The sequence below is a fragment of the Pontibacter sp. JAM-7 genome (assembly GCF_048548695.2).
Taxonomy (GTDB): Bacteria; Pseudomonadota; Gammaproteobacteria; order Pseudomonadales; family Balneatricaceae; genus Neptuniibacter.
Genome location: NZ_JBLYIF020000002.1, coordinates 406,085 through 427,875, shown reverse-complemented (window position 1 = coordinate 427,875; position 21,791 = coordinate 406,085). Strand labels below are relative to the sequence as shown.

Here is a 21,791-nt window from a genome sequence, read left to right as displayed (position 1 = left end):
ACACCATGAATTACGAAGAACTGATTCAAAATATGACCCCGGATATGCACCAGTCGCTGCAGCGGGCTGTGGAGCTGGGCAAATGGCCGGATGGTCGTAAACTTACGCCTGAGCAACGTGAAACCTGTCTGCGCGCAGTGATTGCCTATGATTACCAGAAGAAACCGGAACAGGATCGGGTAGGTTATATCGATCGTACCCGCCCTGATGGCACCCAACATGGTTCTGACCCGTTGGCACCCGATACCATCAAAATTCTCAACGACCATTAAATACAGGCATTAAGCGACTCTTCATGCAACCACTGGCAACCGGTGCATTACAGAAAATGCGCAGTACCCTGGCCGACTCTGTGCAGTATTCGCTGCCGGTTGGTGATTCTGAAATCCCCTTGAATGCGCTGCTGGGTCAGCCGATCAGACTGAGTTATCAGGGGGCAATTAACTGTACGGCGTGCGGTCGGAAGACCAAAAAAAGTTTCAGTCAGGGTTACTGCTATCCCTGCTTTACGCGCTTACCCCAATGCGATCAGTGCATTGTAAAACCCGAACTTTGTCACTTTCATGAAGGCACCTGCCGGGATGCCGAATGGGGTGAGGCCCACTGTTTTCAGGACCATATCGTTTACCTGGCCAACTCCTCAGGTGTCAAAGTTGGTATTACCCGCGGTACTCAGGTACCCACCCGTTGGATTGACCAGGGGGCGATTCAAGCGTTACCCGTTTTTCGTGTGGCGAATCGTTTGATATCCGGGCAGGTGGAACGTCTGCTTGGTGAGCATGTCAGTGATAAAACCAACTGGCGAACCATGTTGAAAAATGATGTGACCGAGCTGGATCTGCCTCAGTTGCGTGATCAGTTGTTACAAACGTGCCAGGCTGGGCTTGCTGAGTTGACGGAGCGTCATGGTTTGCAGGGAGTGCAGCCTTTGCCGGGTGCCGAGATGGTGCACATCAACTACCCGGCGTTGCAGTATCCAACCAAGGTGGTCAGTTTTAATCTGGATAAGAACCCTGAAGTTGAAGGGGTGCTGCTGGCAATCAAGGGTCAGTATCTGATACTCGATACCGGTGTTATCAATATTCGCAAATATACAGCATATCAGGTGACGCTGTTCGCCTGATGCGTGAGGAAGGTTCATGTCGCAACACGCTAATGAGATTTATCTGAAGGATTATCAGGTGCCAGCTTATCTGCTGGAGCATACCGAATTGCGCTTTGAGTTGCGTGAAGGCGCGACCCTGGTTCATAGTCAATTGGCGTTCTATCTTAACCCGGCCTGTGAGCAGGCCCAGCCGCCATTGAGTTTATTTGGCCATGAAGATCTCGAATTGATCAGCATGAGCTTGAATGACATACCAGTGGCAGAATCGTCCTGGCAGCGGGAGGGAGAAATCCTGACCGTGGTGGACGTACCTGAGCGTTTTTGCCTGAAGGTAGTGACACGGATTCTGCCCCATGAGAACACGGCACTGGAAGGCCTGTACCTGTCAGACGGGATGTACTGCACTCAGTGCGAGGCAGAGGGTTTCCGGCGGATTACTTTTTACCCCGATCGGCCAGATGTTATGAGCGTGTTTCGCACTACGGTTGAAGCGGATCAGCACCAGTTCCCCGTGTTGTTGAGTAACGGTAATCCGGTGGCCAGCGGCAATACCGATGATGGCCGTCATTGGGTGACCTGGGAAGACCCATTCCCTAAACCGGCTTACCTGTTTGCTTTGGTGGCGGGTGATTTGGCGCATATTGAAGATCACTACACCACGATGTCTGGTCGCAATGTTGCCCTGCGCATCTATGCCGAGACCAAAGATCTGGATAAATTGGAATATGCTATGGCATCGCTGCAGCGTGCTATGGCGTGGGACGAAAAAGTTTATGGCCGCGAATACGATCTCGATATCTATATGATTGTGGCAGTGGACTTCTTCAACATGGGAGCGATGGAAAACAAGGGACTTAACGTCTTTAATACCTCCTGTGTGCTGGCACACCCGGCGACGACCACTGATGCGGCTTTTCAGCGGGTTGAAGGTGTCGTGGCGCATGAGTATTTTCATAACTGGTCCGGTAACCGTGTTACCTGTCGTGACTGGTTTCAGCTCAGCCTGAAGGAGGGGTTCACGGTATTTCGTGATGCTGAATTCTCAGCAGATACCAACTCCCGAACGGTGAAACGGGTCGAGGATGTCGCACTGCTTCGCACCGCACAGTTTGCGGAAGATGCTGGCCCTATGTCTCATCCAATCCGGCCTGACTCTTTTATTGAAATTTCCAACTTTTACACCCTGACCATTTATGAGAAGGGCGCTGAGGTTGTGCGCATGATCCGCACCTTGTTGGGTGAAGAGCTATTTCGTAAGGGGTCTGACCTGTATTTTGCACGGCATGATGGTCAGGCGGTTACCACCGATGACTTCGTTAAAGCCATGGAGGATGCCTCAGGTCGTGATCTGAGCCAGTTCTGCCGGTGGTATTCCCAGGCGGGCACCCCTGAACTTAAGGTTGAGGATCATTTTGATGCCAGCACTGGCCGTTACACCCTAACCGTACAGCAGTCTTGTCCGCCGTCACCTGGTCAGACTGAAAAACAACCTTATCATCTGCCACTGGCGGTGGGCCTGCTGGATAGTGAAGGGAATGATCTGCCTCTGGCGGAGGGTTACCACACCCAGGTGCTGGAGTTAACGCAACCGGAACAGCAATTTGTGTTTGAAGGGTTAAGCAGCAAGCCGGTACCGTCATTACTGCGAGGTTTCTCTGCACCGGTCAAACTGAATTTTCCGTATAGCCGTGAAGCCCTAATGTTCTTGATGGCCAACGACAGTGATGGCTTTGCCCGTTGGGATGCCGCCCAGCAATTGGTGGTGGGCATTATGCAGGAGATGATGGATCGATTGACACAGGGACAGCCATTAACATTGGCCGATGAACTGGTGACGGCTTACCGTGCGGTATTGACTGACAACGCCCTGGATCCGGCGATGGTGGCCAAGGTCCTGACATTGCCTTCAGAAGCTTATCTGGCTGAGCTGGCGGAATGTGTTGATGTCGATGCTATTCATGAGGTGCGCTGTTTTCTGCGACAGTCCCTGGCACAGGCGCTGGCACCTGACTGGCAGCGTGTATACCGCGACAATCAAACTGAAGGTGAGTATTCGCCGGATGCCAAAAGTATTGCGCACCGCAGCCTGAAAAACCTGGCATTGTCATACCTGATGGCGCTGGAAACAGAGGAAAGTCTGGCACTGGCGCAGCAGCAGTATCGGCAGGCCGACAATATGACCGATATGCAGGTGGCACTATCTCTGGTGGCGCACTCCGGCTTTGCGGCGGCAGCAGATGAATTGTTAACTGACTTCTACCAGCGTTGGCAAAATGAAAGTCTGGTGGTAAACCAGTGGTTTGCAATTCAGGTAACCGACCCCAAGCCCGGTGCTCTGGCGCGGGTAGAGAAGCTTATGCAGCACCCGGCCTTTGATCGTCGCAATCCGAACAAATTACGTGCGGTGATTGGCAACTTCTGTGCTCAGAATAAGGTGAATTTCCATGCCGAAGACGGCAGTGGTTATCGTTTTCTGGCTGAACAGATTCTGTTATTGAATACCCAAAACCCTCAGGTTGCGTCACGTCTGCTGACACCTCTGACGGTATGGCGTAAATACCCGTCGCAACGTCAGGCGCTGATGCGTCAGGCGCTGGAACAGATCCAGTCCTGCAAGGACCTGTCCCGCGATGTATATGAAGTGGTCAGTAAGAGTCTGGCCTGATGAATCTCTGAGTCACAGGACAGTCGGGGGATGCTTGGTTATACTCCGGTGCAGATAATAAAAAAGCCTGTGTTGTACAGGCGGGTAAGCATTGCTTAAGTCACAGTGATACAAGGAGCCTGTATGGCGTCGCTACTGGCAGCAGAAAATAAGTTCGATATTCAGCAGAATTACCGCCGTTACCTGCGGGTGAAAGAAGCCCAGGAAGGTGCCCGCGAGGTATATAACAGTGCTAAATCCAGTCGCCTTTGGGTGGCCGGTTTGGTGCTGTTGTTATTCGCACTGGCATCTGATTTCTTTCTGGGCGCCTCGGCAGGCCTGTTTGGGGTATATTTTTACGGCGTAGTCACCGGTTGGCTGAAGCTGAACTCTATCGAAGAAAGCCTTGAAGAGCTTGATCACTGGTTCTCTTCCAAAGGTCTGCGCTTTGAGGGTCGTGTGCTGTATAGCAAGCAGGATCAGATGCTGGAAAATCCGGTTGATCCGTTTAGTGAAGACAGCTACACCGACGCCGCATAAACCGGCAGAGCTTAGACTATGCAGTCATTGCATGAAAAAACCTGCTGGGTGTTTGATCTGGATGGCACCCTGACTCAGGCGATACACGACTTTGATCATATCCGCGCGGTACTGGATATTGCTCCTGGACAGGATATTCTGGCTGCGCTGGAAGCAATGCCTAGTTCAGAGCAGGCACGTGCCACCCTAAGGCTGGATGAGCTGGAGCGCCACTATGCTGAGCAGGCTCAGCCAGCTGACGGGGTTCTGGAGTGCTTGAGTCTGCTGCATCAGCGCCAATGTCATATGGGTATTCTGACGCGAAACCGGCGTGATCTGGCATTGTTGTCATTACAGGCGATTGGGCTGGATAAATTTTTCACACCAGATACGGTGCTGGGGCGCGATGAAATAGCACCCAAACCGGCACCTGATGGTATCCACTACCTGCTATCTCAATGGCAGGCTTCTCCAGAAACGGCAGTGATGGTGGGCGACTTCCACTATGACCTGTTGTGTGGCCGCGCGGCACAGGTTTACACCGTACATGTCTCAGATGATGGACGGCATTGGCCAGCGGACACTGACCTACGGGTCAGTAACCTGCAAGAGTTAGCCTTATTGTTGCATTGAGGGCAGCGATTGGCTGATCAATTCCTCCTCATTTGATCCTTATCAATAAGTCGCATCAGGCTTCCCCGTATATGTTTGTAATTAACGTTTACAGTTTACAGCGGGATCATACTGATTCGGGAAGCCCGGCCGTCAGTACTGAAAACTGTGTACTCTCGCCAGCCTTTGGGTCTATCTGAGCGAAACTGCCCGTATCACCTCACTAGCCGGTGTCGGGCCGATTTCGATTGCATGGAAAGTCTATAGGTTTTTGTGGGAGTCGCCGGGGACAAATAGCCGGTTTGGGTGAAAGCGCACATGTAAGGGGGCTATTAAAACCTTATTAGTGCTGCCTGAAGCTGCTTGCGCCTGATTTAAATAACCCATCATATCAACTGGACCACCCTTGATGTCCCTAACGGCTTCTCTGGGATTCACTGATTCGACTCCGACCGCTTGGTTTATATGGTTCGTCATATCGAATGAACCGCCTTTGATGTGTGCATATGGGCCTTTGCTTTCAATATCGCCTGCCACTGCCAAGGCCGGAATAAATAACGTAGTAACAACGAGTATTCTTAATTTTTTAAACATCCTATCACCCATTTATTGTCTAGTTAGTAAGCAGAAATTCCGAATAAATTTCAGTATTCAGATTCGCACTGACTTGTTTTTCCATTGCATGCTTTTAAAAAAAACATCTTCGTTAAAATAAAAAACAATCATCCGGCGATGGTCTATTTACCTTGTAAAGACTCATGCGGGACAGTTGGTATAGCTGCTGTTATTTCACACCTGCAACAGATGAAGGGCCGGCTGTTGCAATGTCTGCGACATGCGGAACGCACAGTTAATCTCCGTTGGCTGTTTTGTTCTTCTTAATCTAGCGGCAGGGTATCTTCAGGGATATAGCAAAATTGACCTGTGTATTCGGGCAATTGACCTGTGTATTCGGGCAATTTACCCAATACAGCTAAAGATGATTCTGGGGGTGGGGCCACTGCCCGGTATAGTGATAGCTAGGATAGATGATGGGCAGCATTGGTCAGCGGACACTGACCTACGGGTTAGTAACCTGCAAGAGTTAGCCTATTGCTGCACTGAGGGCAGCGATTGGCTGATCAATTCCTCCTCATTTGATCCTTATCAATAAGTCGCATCAGGCTTCCCCGTATAGTGTTTGTAATGACACTAGAGGAGGCACGGCGATGAATACCTTGCATGAACTTCATCAAGACCATATCAACCTCAACCGGCTACTGGAACTGTTGAGCCATGAATTGGCAGCACTGAAACGTGGTGACGGTGCCGACCTGAACCTGTTGGCGGATGTTATCCGTTATATTGCCGATTATGCAGATGGCTACCATCACCCCCGTGAAGATGAGTTATATGCTTTCTTTGCCGGTCGGGACCAGGCGTTGGATAAAGTATTGGGGTGCTGTGTAGATGAACATCACGGTCTGACTCAACATACCCGCACGCTGCGTCAAACCCTTGAAGAGGTGCTGAATGATGCGGTTTTGCCATTGACGGTACTCACTGAGCAACTTGAGCAATACCTGGCGGAACAGAAAGCCCACCTGGATTATGAGGAAGGCACCCTGTTTCCAATGTTACGTGCTGTTGCTGAAGAGGCCGATTGGACACTGCTGGCCAGCGATCTGCCGAGTCGCCAAGACCCGCTGTTTGGTGCTCAGCAGGCGGCGGAATATATGTCGCTATATCAGGCGTTGCAGGAAGATCTGCAACAGGCTAGTTAGCGTCAGTCCAACGCACTGGCAAGGAATAAGCGGTTTCTGCCGTTATGTTTGGCCTGATACAGTGCCCGGTCAGCCGCTTGTATCAGTGTATCTGCCTGCAGGGACAGGTTTTGGGTAGACCCTTGCCGTGGTGCATCTGCTGCGACACCGATGGATGCAGTGATGCGAAAGCTATGGCGTTCATTGATACAGAATTGCATGCTGGCAATGGCCTGACATAGCCCAAGGGCTAACTTCTGCGCGCCTGACTCATCGCAGCCGGGGAGTAATATGGCAAACTCTTCGCCACCGTAACGGCCGATAATATCGGTGTTGCGCACTTTCTGTTTCAATAACTTACCCACTTCTCTTAACACTGTATCGCCGGCCTGATGGCCGTGGGTATCGTTGACTCGCTTGAAATGGTCCAGGTCGAGGAACAAACAACCCAGAGGTTCGCCGGTTCGGCTACAGCGGGACAGTTCCTTGGTAATTTCCTGTTCAAAAGCACGCCGGTTATAGACCTTGGTTAATACATCCATACTGCTTTGTCGTTGCAGGTTCTGCTGGCTGATACAGTTTTCAAAACAGATCGAAATGACCGAAGCCAGGTGGCGCAGATATTGGCTAAGCATGAGCTGGTCAAGGTCAAATAAGTCACTGTCATGGCAACCCAGGTGCAAGCTGCCAATAAGACAGTCATGCCGGATCAGAGGCAGCAGTGCTACCTTACTGGGGGGGTGAGTGCTGGATGGAAAATAGCTGCCGAATCGGTCTTGAACGGTGTGGAAGAGTGACAATTGGTCTTCTGGATGAATCTCGCGCAGCAGGTGTTGGTTAATCACAAACTGCAGGTTATTGGGGCTATTGTCCTGATTGGCAGTCAGTAGTTGCCGTACTGTGTACTCAGGATCTAGCAGAATTAAATGGATCTGTTCTAGGGAAAAGCTGGCTTTAAATTGCACCAGCAAACGTTGCAAAAGCTCTGGTAATGATCTGCAGGCGAGCAGATTTAACTCAATATCAAACAACTTTTCCAATACGGTACGGTTCAGCTGCGCCTTCTCATTGAGGTTAGCAAGCGCCTGATGCAGTTCCTGATTTTCCTTTTGCAGGTCAGGATGTGCCATTTGGTTACCTTGGAATTCCGTCGCTGATTAGCAACAGAATATAACCAGTCGAAGCAGATTTTTCACTGGATTTTTTATTTAAAAGTTTATCTATATTAAATACTTAGTGGTTGTTTTCTGAACGATTCGCCAAGTAACGCTCAACACTGTCGACTACGGCTTGGGTATGACTGTCTATCTCAAGGTTAATCAGATCCCCTTGATGAATAAAACCAAACCGGGTCACCGCCAGTGTTTCTGGAATCAGTCCAACGCAGAAACGGTTTTTTTGGCATGCTTTAACGGTCAGGCTGCATCCGTCCAAGGCGATAAAACCCTTATCAAAGATATAAGCCTGCCAGGCGGGTGGCACATCAAACCAAACCGTACAGTTGTTAGTCGTCTTTTCAATGGCCACAACTTCTGCTTGGGCGTGAATATGACCGGAGAGCAGATGGCCGCCGATTTCGTCGCCGATGCGCGCCGCGCGCTCAAAGTTAACTTGATCGCCACAACGAAGCTGCCCCAGGTTAGTGGTTTGCAATGTCTGCTCAATCAGATCAAAGCTAACGCTGCTGTCGTTAAAACCGGTTACGGTCAGGCAAGTGCCGTTAACTGCGATGCTGGCACCCTGTTGCAGGTTTTGGCTATATGCCTCAGGCAGATCGAGTTCTAACTGCATGAAGTTTTCCTGGTGGGTTACCCGTAAAACTTTGGCTAAACCCTGAACAATCCCGGTAAACATGGGAGACTCCGTGAAAAATGACTAATCTGAACACAAGCGTTATACGAACAAGCAGTGAGTGTTTTGATAACTGCTTTAAGGTCCATTGGCTGATAGGCGCAGCCAGACTATCAGATTTTGTGGTGGGTGTTCATGTTCAGTCAAGAGGAGTGGTAACGATGCATATTCTGGTAACCGGCGGTACGGGATTTATTGGCCAGCAACTGGTGCGCCAACGGTTGGCCAAAGGCGATCAGGTTACCTGCCTGACCCGTCAGGCCTCCCAGGTTGCAAAGCTGTTTAAAGGTCAGGTTACTGGCGTTGAGGCGCTGGCTGAGGTTGTTGCTCCCGTGGATGCTGTAGTCAACCTGGCGGGCGCGCCTATTGCCGATCGGCGTTGGAGTAATGCCCGTAAACAGTTACTCCGAGAAAGTCGAATTGCGCTGACAAACCAGTTGGTACGCTGGATTGGCCAGCTGACAGAACCACCTGCGGTGCTGATTAGTGGTTCAGCTATTGGTTTTTATGGCAGTCAGATAACAGATCAGCCCCTCAATGAACAGGCAGAGGTGCAACCCGGGTTTACTCATCAACTTTGTGCCGACTGGGAAGATGCTGCGCAACAGGCGTCTGAATATGGTGTCCGGGTATGCCTGATACGTACCGGGGTAGTTTTGGGTAAAGGTGGCGCACTGGCTAAGATGCTACCAGCATTCAAGCTGGGCTTGGGCGGACCGATTGGCAGCGGCAAGCAGTGGATGTCCTGGATCGCCATTGACGACCACCTGCGGGCAATGAATTTTCTGCTGGAACAGCCTGACGCCCGTGGTGCTTATAATCTTACAGCGCCTGAAGCAGTGCCTAATGCCGTTTTCGCTGCCACCCTGGGGCAGGTACTGAAGCGTCCGACATTGATGCGGGTGCCATCCTTTGTCATCAACTTAATGTTGGGTGATGGTGCCGAGTTGCTGTTAGAGGGGCAGTGTGTTTATCCGCAACGTCTACTGGATGCGGGTTTCAAGTTTAACCAGCCTGAGCTTAGGGGCGCTTTACAGCAGGCACTGAATTAATCTGCCGTGCCTTGTTGCCGGAGCCTACTGAGGCCATCTTTCAGTCGTTGGCCTTGCCAGCGCTGACTGCGACCGCTGTACAGGATCTGCTCCAGCTCCATAATCATCAGATTGAGTGCTTGATTCTTGGATCGTAAGCCGATCTCTTCCAGCGACTGGGGTGGGGATGTTTGCCAGAATAGTTGTGACCAGTTAAGCAGACTATAACGGGCCGCCTGCGCATCATTCTGGTCACAGGCATTTAGCAGCCCATCAAACGCCCGCGCTTCTGCCGATTGTATCGTGGAGATTGGTCGGCGGGGTGTGATCGGTTGGTCAGAGGCTGCGTAAGCGGTATTGGTGACGGCCCCGGGTGGCGATATTGGTTCGCTGGACGGTGGCTCTGGTGTATCGGGTCCGGGTTCGAGGGTGTCCGTGATTTTTTTAGTTTTAGCGCGGTGCAGGGTATAGATCAGGGCCAGGGACGAAGCAATACTGATCACTGCCAATAGCCAGATTAACAGGTGACTCATATTCGGCTGAGTCTTATCTGCAGTCGGTGTGGCACTCATCGTGGTATCTGACGCCTGAGCCTCAGTCACAGGATGGCTGATTGCCATGGTGGTGGCGGGCAAAGCAGCATTTCTTGCCTGATCCGCGTTGACATCCCACCAGGGCAGGTCGATGGCTGTTATCTGCAGGCTGCCCGCCGATTTGGGCGTGATGCGGATAAGTTCGGTTCGTTGTCCAATCACCCCTTCCGCACTAACCTTGTCATTGAGTTTTAAGTCTATTAACGCAGTATCTGCGTTTGCCACCTGAGCCAGGGGCGTCAGGCGGGGCAGGGATGCTGCTGGTAACCCTGTTGCCTGTAGCGTCAGGGTACGCAGAATATAGGAATTTGGTGTTAACTCACTGGCATGGTCCCAGGTTTCGGTCAATGTCAGTGCTTGCGCGGGCAGCCATAGGCCGCGCTGACTGGAAAAAGCGGGTGGCAGTACCGTCAATTGTATTGGCTGCGTCTTTAGCTGTACTGCTTCTCCGGTGCTGTCTTCGCCCTGAATAATAAAACCGGGCAGTTGAATATCACCGCTATTTAAGGTCGTTAATGCATACAGCTGGTGCAGTCGTTGATAGGTTTCATTACCGGTATCAATCTGGCTCAGTTGCGGCGCTGTTAATGGTCTTAAGTTAATCCCCGTCAGATCTGGCGCCAGGATATCAGCAACCGCCAGCATCGCTTGGGGTGCCAGTAGCTCAATGGTGATCAATACTTGTTCGCCCGCGTAAAACAGCTCTTTGCCTGCCGTAACAGAAAGCCGTGTCCGCTGATCCGCTGACGGTTTGCTATGGTACGTTTCTGCCTGGCTGACATAAAGGTTTAGCGGCTCAGTGTTTTCGCCGGCAACGCTGAGGGAGGGTACTGTCAGCTCGCCACCTTGTTCCGGGCGCAGTCGTATGACCCAGCGCAGCCAGGTTTTTTTTTCGCCGGTCGTGTACCGAGACACGGTAATACGTTGGGTATCAAGCCAGTGCAAACTGGCGGGCAGGTGACTGAGTTCAGGTGGTGATGCCTGCATCTGATCGGTCTCAAGGTGCAACTCCAGAGGTTTACCGACTTCAGGCTGCTCGGTGGCCAGTTGCAGCTCCAGTTTGGCGCTGGCGCTGTTGGCTGTGATGATGCCTGCCAGGCAGAGCGCGAGCCTAAAACGTGGCATTCGAAAGAAATTTAGAATCACTGTATCAGCCCGAAAACAAGCAAGTGTGACCATTATGGGCAAGCCATCAGGGTGGTGTAAACCTAGATGACAGTGATTTCGCTCGAGTTGTGTCTAAACTGTCTATACGACTGATAAATCAGAATAAAAATGATCGGGGTGGAGCATGCGAGATTCGCAACGGAGCGATAAGCAGGGGTTGCTGGAAAGCTTGACTAATGAGATACAACGTCGGCTGCCTGAAGAGCGAAGTACACAGCTTTGTGAGTTTGCCAATATTTATTACGCCACGGCTGCACTGGGGGATCTGCTGGAGTGGAATCTGGATGATCTCTATGGCTCAACACTGCTTTGCTGGGAGTTTTTGCAACGGCGTACATCTGAGCAGGTGAAAATACGGGTTTTTAATCCGGACTACGAACAGCATGGATGGCAATCCACTCATACCATTATCGAAGTTGTCCTCAGTGAGATGCCCTTTGTGGTCGATTCATTGCGGATGGAACTGAACCGACGCAACCTGACCATTCATGCGATTCACAATGCTGTATTGACCCTTCAGCGGGATGATGACGGTGAGTTGAGCAAACTGTTCGGACCCGGTAGTCGGGCCCGCAATTTATCGCGGGAAGTTCTGGTATCCATCGAAATTGATCGACATACCGACGAGTCTCAGTTACAGGACCTTAAGCTAAGTCTGATGGCTGTGCTTGAGGATGTGCGTATCGTGGTGGAAGATTTTGAGGCCATGTCGCAAAAGTGTGACATGCTGGCCGAGACTTTTACCCAAAAACTGCCTCATTTTGATCATAGTGACCTGCGTGAAGTGCATGATTTTATCCGCTGGTTAAAGCAGCACTTCACCTTTCTTGGTTATGACGAATTCAGCCTGGAAAAAGTGGATGGTGAGCAGACACTGGTGCCGGTTGCCGGCAGTCAGCTCGGCTTGCTGAAATCCTGTGATGATGATTGTCGCTCCAGCCTGACTAATGTCAGTCAGCGGGATGCAGCAGGGTTTGTGCTGATTCCAGAAATTCTGTCGTTTACCAAGGCTAACAGTAAGTCACATGTCCATCGGCCAACGTATCCGGACTATATCAGCATCAAAAAAATTGATGCTGACGGTAAGGTGGTGGGCGAATGTCGCTTTCTTGGTTTATACACCTCTAACGTTTATATCCAGAGTTCGCGCCAGATTCCGGTGGTGCGGCGTAAGGTGGATGAGGTGATGGACCGCTCCGGCTTGCATCGCTATGGCCATGATTGGAAAGAGTTACTGCAGATTCTGGAGATACACCCCCGAGATGACTTGTTTCAGGTCGGCGTTGAGCAGTTATACGAAACGGTGAGTGGAGTATTGCAGATTCATGAACGGCGGCAGATTCGGCTATTTATGCGCAAGGATGCCTTTGGGCAGTTTTTCTCTTGCCTGGTGTATTCCCCACGGGAGATCTACAGCACTGATTTCAGACACCGGGTAGAGGCGATACTGTGTGAACACCTGAACGCGACACAGGTTGATTTCACCACCTATTTCTCTGAGTCGGTGCTGGCGCGAACCCAGCTTATTCTGCGTGGTGAGCATTTGGCCCAGGAATATGATGCCAATCAGCTGGAAAAGCTCGTTCGTCGCGCCGCTCGCTCCTGGTTGGATGATCTGCGCGATGCGCTGGTGGAGACGTTGGGTGAAGAGACAGGCACCGCTGCCTGGCATCGACTGGGGCAGGGTCTGCCGGCCAGTTATCGCAACGATTTCACGCCTCGCACCGCCGTGGTGGATATTCAACATCTGCGGGAATTATCAGTTGATCATCCTTTACAGCTCAGTTTTTACCGGGCGCTGGAGCGCAGTGATGAACATCTCAACCTCAAGTTATTTAGCCTGGAAAACTCGCTGCCACTGTCTGACTTGATTCCGGTATTGGAAAATTTGGGACTGCGGGTATTAGAAGAGCACCCCTACTTATTGGAAACTGCCGAGCTTCAAATCTGGATTCATGATTTTACCCTCAGTTTTACCGGTTCCGGGCAACTGGCGTTTGCCGATCTGAAAGATGTATTCGAAGAAGCATTCCTGCATATCTGGCAGGGTCACGCCAGCAGTGATGACTTCAACCGTCTGGTGATGAATGCACAAATTCCGTGGCGCTGTGTGGCTATGTTGCGTGCTTACGCCGCCTACATGAAACAGATTCGTTTTCCCATCAGTACCGAAGCCATAAGCAATACGCTGAACAGTTATGTGGACTTGGCCAAGTTACTGGTACAGCTATTTCATGCGCGTTTTGATCCCAATAACCAGGCTGATACCGCGGCTATTGAACAGCAGATTATGGAACGGCTGGAGGAGGTCGTCAGCCTGAATGATGACCGGGTGGTGCGTCAGTACCTGGCCTTGATTAAGGCGACCTTACGGACCAACTTTTACCAGCATGGCAGTGATGGTTTGCACCGTTATTTCTCGTTCAAAATAGCGCCGGAGAAAATCCCCGGGATGCCTTTGCCGAAACCGCGTTATGAAATTTTCATATATGCCCCTTGGGTTGAAGGGGTGCACCTGCGTGGCGGCAAAGTGGCCCGTGGCGGATTGCGCTGGTCTGATCGGTATGAGGATTTTCGTACCGAAGTGCTGGGTTTGGTGAAAGCTCAGCAGGTTAAAAACGCAGTCATTGTACCCGTCGGAGCCAAAGGTGGCTTTGTTGCCAAACTGTTGCGTGATGATATGAATCGTGATGAATGGTTGGCGGAGGGTATTCGCTGCTATCAAACCTTTATATGCGGTTTGCTGGATATCACTGACAACCGTAGTGATGCGGCTGTGATACCGCCGTTGGACGTTGTCAGGCATGACGATGATGATGCCTATCTGGTGGTGGCGGCTGACAAAGGGACAGCGACATTCTCGGATATTGCCAACGAAATTGCGCAACAATATGGTTTCTGGCTTGGTGATGCGTTTGCCTCAGGCGGTAGTCAGGGCTATGACCATAAAAAAATGGGTATCACGGCTAAGGGTGCCTGGGTTTCGGTGCAGCGCCATTTCCGAGAGATTGGACTTAATACGGATCAGGATGATTTTACGGTATTGGGCATAGGTGATATGTCCGGCGATGTATTCGGCAACGGCTTGTTGCTGTCCAAACATACCTGTCTGGTGGCGGCTTTTAACCATCAACATATTTTTATCGACCCAACACCCGATGCCGCTCGGAGCTGGAAAGAGCGGAAGCGCATGTTCGACCTGCCCAGATCCAGCTGGCAGGACTATGACACATCGCTGATCAGTCAAGGTGGTGGTATTTTTTCCCGCAGCAGTAAATCGATTCAACTCTCACCGCAGATCAAAACCCTGACAGGCCTCAGCTGTGACCGAATTACGCCGACTGACCTTATCCGTGCATTACTAATAATGCCGGTCGATCTGCTCTGGAATGGCGGTATAGGCACCTATGTTAAAGCCACAGATGAAACCGATATACAAATTGGTGACAAGGCCAATGATGCATTGCGGGTTAATGGTGCCGAACTGCGCTGCAAGGTGGTAGGTGAGGGCGGCAATCTGGGTCTTAGTCAGCGTGCGCGTATCGAGTATGCGCTCAAAGGTGGACGACTCAATACTGACTTTATAGATAATGCGGGTGGTGTGGATTGCTCCGACCATGAGGTCAACATAAAGATCTTGCTCAGCCAGATTGTCCTTAGTGGCGATATGACAGAAAAACAACGTAATCAGTTGCTGGAAAATATGACTGAGGAGGTGTCGGCGCTGGTGCTGGAAAATAACTACCGCCAGGTACAGTCAATCAGTCTTTCGGAAGCACGCTCGCTGGAGAATATGGCGGAATACCACCGTTATATCACCAGTATGGAATCCACGGGCAAGCTGAACCGGGCGCTGGAGTTCCTGCCCGATGATGATGCCATTAATGAACGTAAAAACTCAGGCCGGGGTTTGAGCCGACCAGAATTGTCCGTGCTGATCTCCTACAGCAAGGCTGAACTTAAGGAAACCCTGGCTCAATCGGGGGTGGCAGATGATGCCTATTTGGGATTGGAACTGTTCACCGCATTTCCCAAGCAACTAATCGAAAGCTACCCCGAAGCATTACGCCAGCATCGCCTGTACCGGGAGATTGTCGCCACCCAATTGGCTAATCATATGATTAATATGATGGGTATTAACTTTGCTGATCGCCTTAGGGTTTCAACCGGTGCAGACGATACTACGATTGCGCGCGCCTTTGTGCTGGCCAGAGATGCCTTCAATATCGATCAGCTCTGGCAGCAGATAGAGGCATTAGATTACCAGGTCGATGCCGAGTTGCAGGCGAATATGATGCTAGAGTTGCAACACCTGATGCGCCGTACTACCCGCTGGTTTGTCCGGAACCGTCGAGAGGATGTGGACTGTGGCATTGAGGTCGAGGGTTGTCGTAGCAAACTGACCAAGTTGATCCGGTCGCTTGATAAGGTGCTATGTGGTGCCCCGAAAAAACATTGGGAACAAACCCGTCAGCGCTATGAGAAAGCGGGCGTGCCCGGCAAACTTGCCCGTACGGTGGGTGCCGCGCGTATTTTGTTTTCTGCCCTGGGTATCATTGATGTGGCACGTTCCACCGATGTGCCGATCGAAAGTGTGGCGCAGATTCATTTTGATCTGGGAGAACGGCTTGACCTCCATTGGCTGGGCCAGCAACTGCACCGGCTGTCGGTGAGCAGCTATTGGCAGGCAATGGCACGGGAAGCCTTTCGCGATGATTTAGACTGGCAACACAGCTCTCTGGTCGCTAATGCGATCCATTATCGGGTCAGAGGCAGTAGCAGTGAGCAGGTGGTGGATAAATGGTATGCCGAAAATGAATGGCTGGTAGCGCGGTGGCTGAAAATTCTGGCGGAATTAAAAAATGCAGATCAGCAGGATTACGCTATGTACAGCGTTGCTTTGCGAGAGCTGTTTGAACTTGCGAAAACCAGCCAGAGCAGCTGATAATGGTGAGCTTCACGGAGCTCACCATGCCTCAGATAGACGTTGAACTGCATATTAGTGCCGAGAGTTACCTGCAACTGTATCAGGGAGTAGCTGATCAGGTGCTGGCGTATGCTGCTGACGGTCGCAAGGTCCGGTTCCCTGCAGGGATTTTGCGACCGTTTCTATTGCACGATGGCATACATGGTCACTTCCGTATCTACTTTAACGGCGAAGGGCGTTATCAGCGCATTGAAAAACGCTGAAGTATCATCTGCGGCCTTGTTTGTTCACCCTATGATTCTATAGGGGTGTCGCCTATAATCGCAGGCAAATTTGTTGATTGGATGGCCTGAATGCTTTATTCCCTTGCCCGCTCACTGATGTTCCGGATGGACCCTGAACTTTCCCACGATATGGCACTTAGCTCGATGAATGTGGCTGCCATGATGGGGGTTAATCGTCTGTTGGGCGCGCAACAACTGACGGATTCGGTTGAAGTGATGGGTTTGGCATTTCCTAATCGGGTAGGTCTGGCTGCTGGACTGGATAAAAACGGTATTGCTGTAGACGGCATGGCGGCAATGGGTTTTGGTTTTATTGAGGTCGGTACCGTGACACCGCGTCCCCAGGCGGGTAATCCGAAACCACGTATCTTCCGGTTGCCAGAACAACAGGCCATCATCAACCGAATGGGGTTTAATAATCAGGGTGTCGATACCTTGCTGCGTAACCTGGATAAACAGCAATATAGGGGCATTCTGGGTATTAATATTGGCAAGAACAAAGATACCCCGAACGATAAAGCTAATGATGATTACCTTTATTGCCTGCGCAAAGTCTATCCGCGTGCTTCCTATATAACGGTGAACATCTCGTCCCCCAATACGCCGGGGTTACGTACCCTGCAGTATGGCGACTCACTGAATAGCCTGTTGGATGCACTGAAAACTGAGCAGGCTAAGCTGTCGATGATTCACGGCCGCTATGTGCCAATTGCGGTCAAAATTGCGCCAGATATGAATGATGAGGAGCTGCTGTTGGTTGCCGCTGCACTGCGTGCGTACGCCATGGATGGCGTTATCGCCACCAACACCACCTTATCTCGCGATGGTGTTGAAGGCGCTGAGTTTGGTAATGAGGACGGTGGGCTGTCCGGCGCTCCGCTGCGCAACCGTTCGACTCGGGTGATTCGTGCCCTGGCGGAAGCTCTGGAGGGAGATCTGCCAATTATTGGTGTGGGCGGTATCACTGAAGGTTTTGATGCGGCAGAAAAAATTGAAGCGGGGGCAAGTCTGGTCCAGATCTATAGCGGCTTTATCTACCGTGGCCCGAAACTTGTCACCGAGTCTGTCCGTGCTATTCAGCAGTTAAGTCAGGCGTGATAAGCAAAAAGAAAAGGCTCCCGGGGGAGCCTTTTCCGTTACATTCTTAAAAGTTAGTGTAAACCGGGGTCAGCCTGTATGGCTGAAACGCCGTCCATACCGCTCCAGTGCGCTTCGCGCCCCTGGCGCCAACCACTCATCCAGTGGCTTCTGAGATCGGCGGTGTTTACGGGACAGAGATCCCGCGATTTTCCGCTCAGGCCGGCCTGGAAGCCACGGTTAAAAAGGGTGGTAGTACGGCTGCGTTTTTGTCTCTTCATAAAGTCGTGCCTCTCTGTTGTGTAGTTTTGGAGAGCAGCAGGTCATTGAGACGGAAGACCCACATATATTCCGCCCAGACCGGTTTAATAGCCGCAGGGCAGATCTCTATTGATACCAAAAAACACCTGCAGAAAGCGATTGAAAATGACTATCTGACATGTGTTTGTAATAAATCGTAACTTGCTTGAAAGTAAAAATGGATTGCTTTCATTGGCTTAGGCCGGTGGAAAAATGACAATTCAATGAGTGAAGATTTTTCATTTGTATTACCAGCCTAGTGGTCTAGCTGAATGCACCCTGAACAGGAAAAAATTATGTCCAGCACTTTGTTTGTCACTTGCCCCAAGGGTCTTGAGCTATTGCTGCAGGAAGAGTTAGCGCAGCTGGGGCTGACGGATCTGCGTCAGACGGTGGCAGGAGTGCAGGGTAGCGGAAGCTTGGAAGAAGCCTATCGCGTATGTCTCTGGTCGCGTTTGGGAAACCGGGTGTTGATGCCACTGCATGAATGCGCTGCGCAGACGGCGGATGAATTATACAGCGGGGTGCAGGATGTCAGCTGGCTGGATCATATTAATAGCAGTGGCAGTTTATTGATCGATTTTAATGGCCGCTCAGAAGGTATTACCAATACCCACTTTGGTGCCTTGAAGGTCAAGGATGCCATTGTTGACCAGATTCGCATGCAAACGGGTTCGCGGCCTGAAATCGCCAAGGTCAATCCGGATCTGCGGATCAATGTCTACCTGCATCGTGGCCGTGCGCGTATCAGTCTGGACCTGTCGGGTGAGAGCCTGCATCGACGAGCCTATCGATTACAGTCTGGTGAAGCGCCGCTGAAAGAAAATCTTGCTGCCGCTGTGCTGATTCGGGCGGGCTGGCCTGAGCTGATGCAAGCGCACAAGCCTTTACTCGACCCAATGTGTGGTTCCGGTACGTTGTTAATTGAAGCCGCCATGATGGCAGCAGATATTGCACCAGGGTTATCCCGCAAGCGTTATGGTTTTCAGGGCTGGAAAGGGCATAAAGCCAGCCTGTGGGCTTCGTTGGTGGCGGCAGCAGAAACGCGTAAAACGGCCGGGCTGGCTGAACTCGAAAACTGTTTCTTTGGCTTTGATCAGGATGGCAAAGTATTACGCGCCGCTCGCCAGAATGCGGCACGGGCAGGCGTAGAATCAGCGATTCAGTTTACGACCAGTCGTATAGAAGATCTGAAACAGGAGCTGTTGCCAGAAACTGCTGGCTTGTTGGTCACTAACCCACCCTACGGTGAGCGTCTGGGTGAAACTCAGCAATTAATGTTTCTCTACCGCTATTTGGGCGACTTCTTAAAGCAGCAGTTGCCAGGTTGGCAGGCGGCAATATTGAGCAGTAACCCTGAACTGTGCAAAGTGACCGGCTTGCGGGCAGATAAAAGCTACAAGTTGTATAACGGGGCATTAGAGAGTCGACTGGTCACCTATACCATCGCAGAGCTTGCAATGGTGCAGGCAGTGGAAACGGATGCTGTTACCCTAAGCCAGGGTGCGCAGATGTTCGCCAACCGGCTGCAGAAAAACCGTAAGCAATTGTCCCGTTGGATAAAGAAAGAAGGTGTTGAGTGCTATCGCGTATATGATGCGGATATTCCCGAATATAACGTGGCGGTAGACCTGTATGGCGATAAGGTGCAGGTGCAGGAGTATGCTCCGCCGAAAAAAATTGATGCAGTGAAGGCGTTTGCCCGTCTGCAGGAAGTGATGCAGGCTGTTCCGGTGACACTGCAAGTCGCACCTGAGCAAGTGATATTGAAGCAGCGTAAGCGCCAGCAGGGTAGCAGTCAGTACGAAAAGCAGGGCGAATCACACCGTTTTTTTGAAGTGATGGAGCATGGTTGTCGTTTATTGGTGAATTTGCATGATTATCTGGATACTGGCTTGTTTCTGGATCATCGGGCTATGCGCCGCCGCTTGCAGGCAGAAGCTGCCGGTAAAGATGTGCTGAATTTGTTCTGTTATACCGCAACAGCAAGTGTACATGCTGCTGTGGGTGGTGCACGTTCGACGACCAGTGTCGATATGTCGGCGACTTACCTGAATTGGGCCAAGCGTAACCTCGAATTAAATGGCTTTACCGGGGAGGCGCATCAACTGGTGCAGTCTGACTGTGTTAAATGGCTGCATCAACAGCGCCAGCCTGCCTATGATTTGATCTTTCTCGATCCGCCAACCTTCTCGAACAGTAAGCGCATGCAGGGTGTATTTGATGTGCAGCGTGACCATGTGGAGTTAGTTGAGCAGTCAATGCGTTTGTTAAAACCGGGTGGTGTGCTGTACTTTTCCAATAATTATCGACAGTTCACGCTTGATGAAGCCGCACTGTCAGCTTATGACATCAGCAATATTACCGGACAGACTTTGGACCCCGACTTCAAGGGACAGCACAAAATACATGTCTGCTTTTGTATAAAACGAAAAAATGACGCGTAGCCTTTAAAAAGGCATGAATTTTGCTTTATTTTGGTGCGAAAATTCTTTCTACCAAAACGGTTTTTTATATTTATAAATACAGATATTTGATAAATATAGAGTTTTTAACAAAACTGTTGCGTAGATAGAGAAATAAAACAATACGCTTAACTCAGTATATGCACTAACTTGGTGCCAATGGCGGTTCCAGGGTGCGTTTTGGGTGCCAATTCAGTCAAAGGAGACGAATGTGGAAGAGGTCAACAGTGCTGTTGAAATATTGATGCAAAGCTCAAGTACGCTGTTCATTCTTATGGGCGCGATCATGGTATTTGCCATGCATGCAGGCTTTGCTTTTCTTGAGGTGGGTACCGTTCGTCAGAAAAACCAAGTAAATGCGCTGGTAAAAATTCTGACCGATTTTGGTTTCTCTGCGATGGCGTATTTCTTTGTCGGCTACTGGGTCGCTTACGGTGTTACCTTCTTCTCTCCGGCGTCAGAGCTCATTGGTGGTAATGGCTATGAGCTGGTTAAATTCTTCTTCCTGATGACCTTTGCAGCAGCCATTCCGGCGATTGTTTCTGGTGGTATTGCTGAGCGTGGTCGTTTTTGGCCATTCCTGCTTGCTTCAACATTGACCGTTGCGCTGGTTTATCCTTTCTTTGAAGGTCTTATCTGGAATGGTAATTTCGGTTTTCAGGGTTGGTTGGAAGCAACTTTTGGTGCAGCATTTCATGACTTCGCGGGTTCTGTTGTGGTGCATGGCATGGGTGGCTGGCTCGCGCTGGTGGCGGTTCTTATGCTGGGTATTCGTAATGGCCGTTACAAAGGGGGTCGTCTGGTTGCGTTTCCTCCCTCCAACATTCCGTTCCTGGCGCTGGGTGCCTGGATTCTCTGTATTGGCTGGTTTGGCTTTAATGTTATGTCTGCCCAGACGCTGGATGGTATCTCTGGTCTGGTCGCGGTGAATACGTTGATGGCGATGGTTGGCGGTATTATTACGGCATTGATCTTCGGTAAGAATGACCCGGGTTTTATTCACAACGGTCCGCTGGCTGGATTGGTAGCGGTGTGTGCTGGTTCCGATGTCATGCACCCGATGGGTTCTCTGGTTGTTGGTGCCATTGCTGGTGCGATTTTCGTGGTGCTGTTCACTTATCAGCAGAATAAGCTGAAAATTGATGATGTGCTGGGTGTTTGGCCGCTGCACGGTGTGTGTGGTGTCTGGGGTGGTATCGCCGCCGGCATTTTTGGCACCGAAGCGTTGGGGGGCCTGGGTGGCGTGAGCTTCCTGTCTCAGTTGGTTGGTTCTCTGGCAGGTGTGGCAGTGGCTCTGATCGGTGGTGTGATCGTCTACGGTATTGTCAAAGCGGCTGTAGGTTTGCGCTTGAGCGATGAAGAGGAGTACGACGGGGCAGACTTGAGTATTCACAAAATTGAATCGGTGAGTGCTGACTAAGCATCGACATATGTATCCAGAAAACCGGGCCTGGCCCGGTTTTTTTATGTCTGC

Annotated in this window: 17 protein-coding genes; 12 read left to right on the top strand and 5 right to left on the bottom strand. The window is 50.9% G+C overall.

Annotated features, from left to right (window positions below):
* Positions 1-5: 5 nt before the first annotated feature.
* From ACFVYJ_RS04415 to ACFVYJ_RS04395, 5 genes are all read left to right on the top strand, one after another.
* Positions 6-272: a YeaC family protein gene (locus ACFVYJ_RS04415; protein ID WP_419413515.1), complete on the top strand. Its 267-nt coding sequence runs from the start codon at positions 6-8 to the stop codon at positions 270-272.
* 23 nt (positions 273-295) lie between these two features.
* Positions 296-1,123, top strand: a complete 828-nt coding sequence (locus ACFVYJ_RS04410; protein ID WP_419413516.1) for a DUF2797 domain-containing protein — start codon at positions 296-298, stop codon at positions 1,121-1,123.
* Positions 1,124-1,139: 16 nt separating this feature from the next.
* Positions 1,140-3,770, top strand: a complete 2,631-nt coding sequence (pepN, locus tag ACFVYJ_RS04405; RefSeq protein ID WP_419413517.1) for an aminopeptidase N — start codon at positions 1,140-1,142, stop codon at positions 3,768-3,770.
* 123 nt (positions 3,771-3,893) lie between these two features.
* On the top strand, positions 3,894-4,289 hold the full coding sequence (locus tag ACFVYJ_RS04400; protein ID WP_419413518.1) for a hypothetical protein: 396 nt from the start codon (positions 3,894-3,896) through the stop codon (positions 4,287-4,289).
* 18 nt (positions 4,290-4,307) lie between these two features.
* Positions 4,308-4,901 carry an HAD family hydrolase gene (locus ACFVYJ_RS04395; RefSeq protein WP_419413519.1) on the top strand — a complete coding sequence of 198 codons (594 nt, stop codon included), beginning with the start codon at positions 4,308-4,310 and terminating at the stop codon, positions 4,899-4,901.
* A gap of 240 nt (positions 4,902-5,141) precedes the next feature.
* On the opposite strand, the gene ACFVYJ_RS04390 is transcribed toward ACFVYJ_RS04395, so the two are convergent.
* Positions 5,142-5,474 carry a hypothetical protein gene (locus ACFVYJ_RS04390; protein ID WP_419413520.1) on the bottom strand — a complete coding sequence of 111 codons (333 nt, stop codon included), beginning with the start codon at positions 5,472-5,474 and terminating at the stop codon, positions 5,142-5,144.
* A gap of 614 nt (positions 5,475-6,088) precedes the next feature.
* On the opposite strand from ACFVYJ_RS04390, the gene ACFVYJ_RS04385 reads away from it, so the two are divergent.
* Complete coding sequence (locus ACFVYJ_RS04385; protein ID WP_419413521.1) at positions 6,089-6,643, top strand: hemerythrin domain-containing protein; 555 nt, start codon at positions 6,089-6,091, stop codon at positions 6,641-6,643.
* Between the two features lie 2 nt (positions 6,644-6,645).
* Here ACFVYJ_RS04385 and ACFVYJ_RS04380 read toward each other — a convergent pair whose 3' ends face one another.
* Entirely contained in the window at positions 6,646-7,752 is a 1,107-nt protein-coding gene (locus tag ACFVYJ_RS04380; RefSeq protein ID WP_419413522.1) for a GGDEF domain-containing protein, read from the bottom strand.
* Between the two features lie 103 nt (positions 7,753-7,855).
* Positions 7,856-8,476 (bottom strand): riboflavin synthase subunit alpha, encoded by a 621-nt coding sequence (locus ACFVYJ_RS04375; RefSeq protein ID WP_419413523.1) that lies wholly within the window; start codon positions 8,474-8,476, stop codon positions 7,856-7,858.
* A gap of 158 nt (positions 8,477-8,634) precedes the next feature.
* Here ACFVYJ_RS04375 and ACFVYJ_RS04370 point away from each other — a divergent pair, with 158 nt between their 5' ends.
* The gene (locus tag ACFVYJ_RS04370) at positions 8,635-9,525 is read left to right on the top strand and encodes a TIGR01777 family oxidoreductase (RefSeq protein WP_419413524.1); all 891 of its coding nucleotides are present in this window, start codon (positions 8,635-8,637) and stop codon (positions 9,523-9,525) included.
* Here the strand turns inward: ACFVYJ_RS04370 and ACFVYJ_RS04365 are convergent.
* A complete protein-coding gene (locus ACFVYJ_RS04365) occupies positions 9,522-11,222 on the bottom strand; it encodes a BatD family protein (protein ID WP_419413525.1) in 1,701 nt (566 codons plus the stop codon). The two genes, ACFVYJ_RS04370 and ACFVYJ_RS04365, sit on opposite strands and share 4 nt — an antisense overlap.
* Positions 11,223-11,388: 166 nt before the next feature.
* Between ACFVYJ_RS04365 and ACFVYJ_RS04360 the strand changes: the two genes are divergently transcribed.
* The 3 genes from ACFVYJ_RS04360 to ACFVYJ_RS04350 all read left to right on the top strand — a co-directional run bounded on the left by ACFVYJ_RS04360 (position 11,389) and on the right by ACFVYJ_RS04350 (position 17,573).
* Positions 11,389-16,209 carry an NAD-glutamate dehydrogenase gene (locus ACFVYJ_RS04360; protein ID WP_419413526.1) on the top strand — a complete coding sequence of 1,607 codons (4,821 nt, stop codon included), beginning with the start codon at positions 11,389-11,391 and terminating at the stop codon, positions 16,207-16,209.
* A gap of 26 nt (positions 16,210-16,235) precedes the next feature.
* Positions 16,236-16,454 carry a DUF2835 domain-containing protein gene (locus ACFVYJ_RS04355; RefSeq protein WP_419413527.1) on the top strand — a complete coding sequence of 73 codons (219 nt, stop codon included), beginning with the start codon at positions 16,236-16,238 and terminating at the stop codon, positions 16,452-16,454.
* Between the two features lie 90 nt (positions 16,455-16,544).
* Positions 16,545-17,573 (top strand): quinone-dependent dihydroorotate dehydrogenase, encoded by a 1,029-nt coding sequence (locus tag ACFVYJ_RS04350; RefSeq protein ID WP_419413528.1) that lies wholly within the window; start codon positions 16,545-16,547, stop codon positions 17,571-17,573.
* 53 nt (positions 17,574-17,626) lie between these two features.
* Here the strand turns inward: ACFVYJ_RS04350 and rmf are convergent, their stop codons facing one another.
* Positions 17,627-17,833 carry a ribosome modulation factor gene (rmf, locus tag ACFVYJ_RS04345; RefSeq protein WP_419413529.1) on the bottom strand — a complete coding sequence of 69 codons (207 nt, stop codon included), beginning with the start codon at positions 17,831-17,833 and terminating at the stop codon, positions 17,627-17,629.
* A gap of 315 nt (positions 17,834-18,148) precedes the next feature.
* Between rmf and rlmKL the strand changes: the two genes are divergently transcribed.
* Both rlmKL and ACFVYJ_RS04335 read left to right on the top strand, forming a co-directional pair.
* Complete coding sequence (rlmKL, locus tag ACFVYJ_RS04340; RefSeq protein ID WP_419413530.1) at positions 18,149-20,299, top strand: bifunctional 23S rRNA (guanine(2069)-N(7))-methyltransferase RlmK/23S rRNA (guanine(2445)-N(2))-methyltransferase RlmL; 2,151 nt, start codon at positions 18,149-18,151, stop codon at positions 20,297-20,299.
* A gap of 229 nt (positions 20,300-20,528) precedes the next feature.
* Complete coding sequence (locus tag ACFVYJ_RS04335; RefSeq protein WP_419413531.1) at positions 20,529-21,737, top strand: ammonium transporter; 1,209 nt, start codon at positions 20,529-20,531, stop codon at positions 21,735-21,737.
* The last annotated feature ends 54 nt before the right edge of the window (positions 21,738-21,791 follow it).

Coding starts and splice junctions, on each gene's coding strand:
- ACFVYJ_RS04415 (WP_419413515.1), top strand. CDS start 6: ATGAATTACGAAGAACTGATTCAAAATATGACCCCGGATATGCACCAG.
- ACFVYJ_RS04410 (WP_419413516.1), top strand. CDS start 296: ATGCAACCACTGGCAACCGGTGCATTACAGAAAATGCGCAGTACCCTG.
- pepN (WP_419413517.1), top strand. CDS start 1,140: ATGTCGCAACACGCTAATGAGATTTATCTGAAGGATTATCAGGTGCCA.
- ACFVYJ_RS04400 (WP_419413518.1), top strand. CDS start 3,894: ATGGCGTCGCTACTGGCAGCAGAAAATAAGTTCGATATTCAGCAGAAT.
- ACFVYJ_RS04395 (WP_419413519.1), top strand. CDS start 4,308: ATGCAGTCATTGCATGAAAAAACCTGCTGGGTGTTTGATCTGGATGGC.
- ACFVYJ_RS04390 (WP_419413520.1), bottom strand. CDS start 5,474: ATGTTTAAAAAATTAAGAATACTCGTTGTTACTACGTTATTTATTCCG.
- ACFVYJ_RS04385 (WP_419413521.1), top strand. CDS start 6,089: ATGAATACCTTGCATGAACTTCATCAAGACCATATCAACCTCAACCGG.
- ACFVYJ_RS04380 (WP_419413522.1), bottom strand. CDS start 7,752: ATGGCACATCCTGACCTGCAAAAGGAAAATCAGGAACTGCATCAGGCG.
- ACFVYJ_RS04375 (WP_419413523.1), bottom strand. CDS start 8,476: ATGTTTACCGGGATTGTTCAGGGTTTAGCCAAAGTTTTACGGGTAACC.
- ACFVYJ_RS04370 (WP_419413524.1), top strand. CDS start 8,635: ATGCATATTCTGGTAACCGGCGGTACGGGATTTATTGGCCAGCAACTG.
- ACFVYJ_RS04365 (WP_419413525.1), bottom strand. CDS start 11,222: ATGCCACGTTTTAGGCTCGCGCTCTGCCTGGCAGGCATCATCACAGCC.
- ACFVYJ_RS04360 (WP_419413526.1), top strand. CDS start 11,389: ATGCGAGATTCGCAACGGAGCGATAAGCAGGGGTTGCTGGAAAGCTTG.
- ACFVYJ_RS04355 (WP_419413527.1), top strand. CDS start 16,236: ATGCCTCAGATAGACGTTGAACTGCATATTAGTGCCGAGAGTTACCTG.
- ACFVYJ_RS04350 (WP_419413528.1), top strand. CDS start 16,545: ATGCTTTATTCCCTTGCCCGCTCACTGATGTTCCGGATGGACCCTGAA.
- rmf (WP_419413529.1), bottom strand. CDS start 17,833: ATGAAGAGACAAAAACGCAGCCGTACTACCACCCTTTTTAACCGTGGC.
- rlmKL (WP_419413530.1), top strand. CDS start 18,149: ATGTCCAGCACTTTGTTTGTCACTTGCCCCAAGGGTCTTGAGCTATTG.